We start from the raw sequence: 4,864 nt of genomic DNA, 5'->3' as shown, positions 1-4,864 counted from the left end.
GCGTCAACACCAGAACGAAACGGATCATGCGGCAGATGCACGGCCGCGCCGGATTCGACCTCCTCCGCCACCGTATCCTCCTGCGCTGATGGCTACCCGCCGTCACCACCGACTACGGGCCAGACCCGTTGATGATTAGACACTCCCGCGTGAGTGCTGGAGTCGCTGCGCCGCAAGCTGGACGGCGGAGAGGCGGCGGTGGAGACGATGCGCCGCAAGCGCAAGGTGCTGGTGCATGCGCTTCACTACGCTGTGGAGCGGGGCGAGTTGGGCAGCCATCCGCTGGCGAAGGTCCGGTGGCGGGTGCCCAAGCCGGCGGTGGGGGTGGATCCGCGGGTGGTGGCCAACCCGTATCAGGCGCGGGATCTGCTGGGTGCCGTCTCGTACGTGGGCGGTTACCGGCGAGCCCGTGGCCGTCGGCTGGTCGGGCTGTTCGCGGGCATGTATTACGCGGGCCTGCGACCGGAGGAGGCCATCGCTGTCGCCTTGCCGGACTGCCGTCTGCCCAGTACTGGTTGGGGGCGGCTGATTGTGCACCGCACGCTGCCGCAGGCGGGCAAGCGGTGGACCGACACCGGCCAGTTCCACGACGAGCGTGGGCTGAAGAATCGCCCGCCGGGTGAGACGAGGGTGGTGCCGCTGCCGCCGCGTCTGGTGGCGCTGTGGCGCGAGAGCGTGACCGCCTTCGGCACGGCCGACGACGGTCGGCTGTTCTTCAGCGAACGCGGCGGCATCCTGAGCTACAGCGCCTACCACTGGGTCTGGCGCGAGGCCCGCGCACTGGCGCTGCCGCCCGCCCTCTCCGGGACCCCGCTCGCGAAGCGGCCGTACGACCTGCGGCACTCGGCGCTGTCCACCTGGTTGTGCGCGGGCGCCGACCCGGCCGAGGTCGCCCAGCGGGCCGGCAACAGCGTCGAGGTCCTGTTGAGCCGGTACGCGAAGTGCCTGTACGACCGGCAGTCCATCAACAATCAGCGCATCGAAGGGCTCCTGAGCTCCTACGACCAGCCGCCTGACTCGGATCAGTAGCTGCTGGACCGACGGGCACTGGCTTGTGGAAGAGGGGCCGGGTCAGATCTTGATCGCGGTGGCTCGTCCGCCGCACAGCGCGGTCAGGTCCTCGGGGTCTGAGGTGAGGATGGTGGCGGGGCCGGGGGCGGCGAGCGCAGTGGCGCTGAGCATGGCGTCGATGGCGTACTTGTGGCCATGCAGACCGGCGCCGGCGAGGAGCGCGGCGGCGTGGCGGGCGATCGGCTCGGTGACCGGTTCGACGACCAGGCGGGATAGGGCCCACTCCAGGGCCGGGCGGTTGATCCGAGGGTGGACGACCTCCACCAGGGTGGCCGCAGAGGTGATCACGCGAAGGTCGTCGGCGCGAGCGAGGGCGAGCCATCCTGTGACGGACCGGTCGCGCAGTACGGCCTTGGCGAGCCCCTCGCTGTCCAGGACCAGGGTGCCGCCCGGAAGGGCGGGGGAGCGGGTCACGCGGCGTCGGCCCCGCCTCGCGTCTGCTGCTGTCGGGCCTGGTGGAGCTGGTCGCGCAGAGTCTGGATCTCGTCGTCGGTGACGGGACCGTGGTCGGCCTCCGCGACCTGGATGAGCTCGTTCAGGTTGTCGCGTTCGATCTGGCGGGCGACGGCGGCAGCGACGTAGGCGGACAGGCCGGAGGGGCCGCTGCGGGCCTTGGCTGCTTCCGCGATGTCGCGCGGCATGGTGATCGAGTACTTGCCGGTAGGCTCGCTCATGCTACTCATCCTACCTGCAATCCTCCCGAGTGGTGGAGGGTGCAGCCTTCTATGTTTCGCGGCTCGTGCCGGCCTTGAGCCCCGCGGTAGAGGCGATGGTTCTCTGTCGCGCCGGTGGTGCGGCGCTCCGGCCGAAGGCGCAGAGCGTGCCGTCCCGCCTGGGTCAGCCCGTGCCGGCGGCTACCTCGAGGGCCTTGCGGAGCTGGTCGATGCCGGGTGCTCCGGCGGGGCCGGCTGGGGTGCGGTAGATCCGGCAGGACAGGGACGGGGTTGCGGCCGGCTCGGCGAAGGGGTCGCGGCCGTCGACCAGGATCGTCGGGGAACCGGTGAAACCGGACCGCTCGGCCTCGTCAGGGTCGGCGATCACCTTCGTGGTGAACCTCAGGCCGGGCAGGCCGATTGCGGCCAGGGCCTGCCGCAGCCGCTCCTCGGCGAGCTGCTGGTTGGGGCAGTCGGGCACGACCAGGACCTCGATCTCCATGTCTCCAGGATCGCGCACGGGCTCCGTACAGGCCGAAGGGCCCGACCTGTCCGAGCGGCGGGGCGCCACCCTTCATCCGGTACGGGGCCGGGCCGGCTCCCATCAGCTCCGGCGCCGCGTGGTTCGCGCTGCGGGGAGCGGGGTCGGCGGCCTGGCACCGCCTCGGCAGTCAGGCGGGGGTGCGCGCGAGCTACGACTCCATGGCGGACGTCCTGCCAACGTGGGCTGACATTCCGTTGCCAAAGGGCCGGGCGACGGCCCTTGCCCTCGGCCCCAGAGGGGTCGAGGTCCACGGAGACCGCTCACCATGGTCGCGATCCTCGCCATGACCGCGGCACGGTCGCAGTGAGCCGGAACCGCCCTGATCCCGCCGGCTCACACTCGCAGTGAGGAACGGCCCGCGGACCTGCGCCACAACGACGCCATGCCGGGGATCGGCCGCCGCAGCCGCGGGGAGCCTCACCGTAATGCCCGTCAGGGATGGAGCAGCCCGGGTTGCCGGTCGGCCACGGCTGCGTGAGCGTAGGTGATCGGAGAGTGGCAGGGAACGGGGAGGCGGGATGGTCGGTGTGCTGCGGCAACTGGCGCGACCTGTGTGGCAGGGAGCCGGGCGGCTGACCACGCCGTTACTGCCCGACGACTTCCTGACGGTCGTCGATCCGCTGTGGTCGGCCAGGTGGCCGGCGGGCCGGGTGGAGGTGGTCCGGGCGGAGACGGCGGACGCGACGACGCTCGTGCCGCCCATGTCGCCTGAGGTGCTCAGCACGCCGGTCGCGCGGGAGCTGACGCATGTGTGGCTCGCGCAGGACAGTGGCGAGGTGCTCGGCGCGGGTCTCGATGCGGCGCTGGCGGCCGGCCTTCTTCAACAGCGAGCGCAGCTGGGGGCGAGTGAGCGCGGCCGCCTTCTCGGGGGTGGGGGCCGCGGCCAGCACGGTGCGGGCGACGCTACTGCTGATCCCTTCGCGGGTGTGCTGGAAGGCGGCGAGGAAGCCGGGGAAGTATTCGCGCAGGTGGGAGCGGAGCTTGTTACCTGCTTGGGTGCGGTCCCAGACGGCGTCCTGTTGGGCACGGGCCAGGACGGCGATGACCTGGGCGAGTTCGCTGTCGTCGGGCAGGCGCCGGTGAGCGGCCTTGTCCGTGCGCAGGATGTTTGCGAGCACCATCGCGTCGAGGTGGTCGGACTTCCTGCGGGTGACGGTGTGGCGGTCGCGGTAGCGGGCGGCGGCCATAGCGAACGGTCAGGCCGTCGACCTGTTCGGCGAAAGTACGCCGCGAACAACGAGTGTTCTCGCAGTACAGCCGCCGCACCGTCAGCTCGATCAGTACTGGCCGATCCCCGGCCGGCGTGTCGGCAAGTCTTCTTCCGTACGTGCTGTGCACCCGGTTGGACACCAGCGCACACCCGGGGCAAGCCACCTCGGCCTCCCGGGTTCTCGCCACCAGGCGAATCGCTCCGCCCTCGAAGAACACACGTTCCACCAGCAACTCGCTGAGGTGCGGAAACAGGTCACCGACGAGCTCATCACACCGCACCACGATCCCAAATGACGCTATACCGCCGAGACGGAACCCCGTTGATCACTCTCACGGAATTTGTGCCTGATCCCCCTTCTCGTGGACAAAGCCACCAGCTACAGGAAGGAAGTGACTTAATCGAACAAGCTCTCTGTTTCCGGGACGTCACTCCGTGAGGGTATTTTCCGTCCTTTGGCTGATGGGTGACCGCAGTAGCTGCACCTGACGAATTTGACGCATCGGTAATAATGAGCGCCTCCACCGACATCGGTGGAGGCGCTCATTGTGTGTGACGGGCTACTGATTTGAGGCGCAGGCCAGTCGTGGTCGCTCCTCCGGGCAGAGCTGCCCCTGCGCACGAAGGCCCCGTCAGGGTGCTCCTGACGGGGCCTTCGCGTCTCACCGCGGTGTCACGTCGCTGTCACGAACTGAGCGAACCACTTGAGACCCAGAGACGCTGAGCTGGCAATATGTGTCCGTCGTGGACTGTCACGGACCCACCTGGACACCTTCTACAACCTGTGCCAGGTGGGACCGTCACGGCTCAGGACCGGAGTGCCACCACCCCGCGCGTCACGGCGAGCGGAGTGCCGCCCTCCGCAGGTCTCCGGACTTCGGCGCAGAGAGCGGTGTCGGCCGGCCCAAAGAGCCGCATCGATCAAGATCCGGACCATGCCCGGGCCAGCGATCCCACCAAAGTCTCGACGGACGTTATTTGCGCTGGTCAGCGGTGCGCTGCCTCTGTACCACCAGCAGGCGAAGAACCTGCTGGTGGCGCCCAGACGCAGTGTTGAGACGCGGCACTTCGCGCATCGAGCCAAGAAGATCGGCGCTCTCCAGCCGGCAACTACGGCACTCAAAGCTTGTGGACCCTCCACAACAGGACACGGTGAGCGCCAGGTTCACGCGTCGGCGGGCGGCGCAACCGTCCGCCAGGTCAGCACTCGTCCTGCCGCCACCGAACCTGCAAAGACCGCCGCGTGCTACAGAGCTGCGAAAAGAGCATCCCAACCGTACCTGACGAGGCGTCAGCAAAGTCGGCATTAGGTCAGCAAAAGTACTGCCAGAGCTGCTCACAGACGGCCACACCATGGAATCGCCCGCCACCCCCACCGAGGTCCGC

Annotated in this window: 3 protein-coding genes and 3 pseudogenes; 1 reads left to right on the top strand and 5 read right to left on the bottom strand. The window is 69.0% G+C overall.

Annotation, left to right across the window (positions count from 1 at the left end):
- Positions 1–153 precede the first annotated feature (153 nt).
- Positions 154–1,029, top strand: a pseudogene (locus C1I97_RS31590) (tyrosine-type recombinase/integrase); the annotation flags it as partial.
- A 42-nt stretch (positions 1,030–1,071) separates the two neighbouring features.
- Here C1I97_RS31590 and C1I97_RS31585 read toward each other — a convergent pair.
- From C1I97_RS31585 to C1I97_RS43085, 5 genes and pseudogenes are all read right to left on the bottom strand, one after another.
- A complete protein-coding gene (locus C1I97_RS31585) occupies positions 1,072–1,485 on the bottom strand; it encodes a PIN domain-containing protein (protein WP_111006484.1) in 414 nt (137 codons plus the stop codon).
- Complete coding sequence (locus C1I97_RS31580; protein ID WP_111006483.1) at positions 1,482–1,745, bottom strand: CopG family transcriptional regulator; 264 nt, start codon at positions 1,743–1,745, stop codon at positions 1,482–1,484. The genes C1I97_RS31585 and C1I97_RS31580 overlap by 4 nt, the downstream gene beginning before the upstream one ends.
- Before the next feature lie 163 nt (positions 1,746–1,908).
- A complete protein-coding gene (locus tag C1I97_RS31575) occupies positions 1,909–2,226 on the bottom strand; it encodes a hypothetical protein (protein ID WP_111006482.1) in 318 nt (105 codons plus the stop codon).
- A gap of 776 nt (positions 2,227–3,002) precedes the next feature.
- Positions 3,003–3,455 (bottom strand): annotated as a pseudogene (locus C1I97_RS31570) (IS110 family transposase); the annotation flags it as partial.
- Positions 3,456–3,522: 67 nt separating this feature from the next.
- Positions 3,523–3,642: pseudogene (locus tag C1I97_RS43085) on the bottom strand (transposase family protein); the annotation flags it as partial.
- Between the last annotated feature and the right edge of the window lie 1,222 nt (positions 3,643–4,864).

It is taken from the genome of Streptomyces sp. NTH33 (genome assembly GCF_003236365.1).
GTDB lineage: Bacteria > Actinomycetota > Actinomycetes > Streptomycetales > Streptomycetaceae > Streptomyces.
This window is presented reverse-complemented; position numbering and strand designations above follow the sequence as displayed.

Excerpts from the sequence above, each read along its gene's own strand:
- C1I97_RS31580 (WP_111006483.1), bottom strand. The coding sequence starts at position 1,745 with ATGAGCGAGCCTACCGGCAAGTACTCGATCACCATGCCGCGCGACATC.
- C1I97_RS31575 (WP_111006482.1), bottom strand. The coding sequence starts at position 2,226 with ATGGAGATCGAGGTCCTGGTCGTGCCCGACTGCCCCAACCAGCAGCTC.